The following is a 1,283-nucleotide window of genomic DNA, read 5'->3' as shown; positions in this document are numbered from 1 at the left end:
GGTGTATAGGTGGTGTCAAGTGGTGAGTGCAACAGCTAGTTTTTCGGTGGGGTTGAGCCAGTTGAGGGTTTGGCGGGGGCGGATGTTGAGGAGGTATTCCATTTGGGCGATCTCTTCGTCAGTTACGTCTTGGAAGTCGGTGCCCTTGGGGTAGAAGTCGCGGATGAGGCCGTTGGTGTTTTCGTTGGTGCCGCGCTGCCAGGGGCAGTGGGGGTCAGCGAAGTAGACCTTGGTGCCGGTGGCCAGGGTGAAGCGGGGGTGTTGGGCCATCTCTGGTCCCCGGTCCCAGGTCAGGCTCTGGCGGAGCTTGTCGGGCAGTTGGGACATCATGTCGATCAACTCATCAGCAATGCTTAAGGCCGTGAAGTGGCCCGGTACTTTACGTACCAGGGTGTAGCGGGTAGAGCGTTCCACCAGGGTTATCAATGCTGACTGGTGGTTGGCCCCGATGACCAGATCACCTTCCCAGTGTCCCGGCACCGCCCGGTCTTGGACCTGGGGCGGGCGTTTGGAAAGCTCATAGCCCCGCACCCAGCTACGCAAACTAGCGGGCAGTTGCGAGCGGGGCTTGCGTGCCTGCCTGCCACTACGCAACGCTTTTTGTACCCGTAGCTCCTCACGTAGGCTGCCGCGTCCCTGCACATACAACGCCTGGTAGATCGTCTCGGCACTCACCCGCATCTGCACTTCCTCGGGATACTCCACCACCAAACGATGCTGGATCTGTCGTGGGGAAAACCGCATGTTTAACCACTCAACGACCTGCCTGCGTAAGGCCTTGTTTGTCTCCAGCTTGCCCGGGCAACTACGCGACCGCAACCGGGCACAACGCTGGCTAGAACGCCTGGCGCTATAGCCCCCGTCAGGGAGCAGACAGCCACGCCGCACTTCCCGCGATACCGTGGAAGCAGCCACCCCCAACTGCCCAGCAATACGCCGATAGGACCAGCCATCAGCCAACCGGATCTGGATGAAGACCCGCTCAGTATGGTCTAACCGACGCCCGTGACCAGCCCTGGCCGGCCGGGGGTGTCCATCAACAAATTCTTCAGGCATCACAGGCACACCCCGCCCTCCATTCCTCCCCCTACCCATACGCAACCCAGCCTGCCAGCACCACCTAGAGACCGTGGCCCGGTTAATCCCCAACCTACGCGCTATATCCCGCCCAGCAAACCCCATCTCCAACTCATCCAAAACCACATCCCGATCCCAACCCACAACAACCTCCAACCCAACACAACAAACCGTTGCACTGAGCATCTGACACCACCTATATGGCG

General features: G+C 60.2%; 1 protein-coding gene. It reads right to left on the bottom strand.

Annotation, left to right across the window (positions count from 1 at the left end; all coding sequences use genetic code 11):
- Window positions 1-15: 15 nt before the first annotated feature.
- Window positions 16-1,056 carry an IS30 family transposase gene (locus BSZ40_RS11145; protein WP_222842786.1) on the bottom strand — a complete coding sequence of 347 codons (1,041 nt, stop codon included), beginning with the start codon at window positions 1,054-1,056 and terminating at the stop codon, window positions 16-18.
- Window positions 1,057-1,283 lie beyond the last annotated feature (227 nt).

It is taken from the genome of Buchananella hordeovulneris (assembly GCF_001907235.1).
Lineage (GTDB): Bacteria > Actinomycetota > Actinomycetes > Actinomycetales > Actinomycetaceae > Buchananella > Buchananella hordeovulneris.
This window is presented reverse-complemented; position numbering and strand designations above follow the sequence as displayed.

Excerpts from the sequence above, each read along its gene's own strand:
- BSZ40_RS11145 (WP_222842786.1), bottom strand. The coding sequence starts at position 1,056 with ATGCCTGAAGAATTTGTTGATGGACACCCCCGGCCGGCCAGGGCTGGT.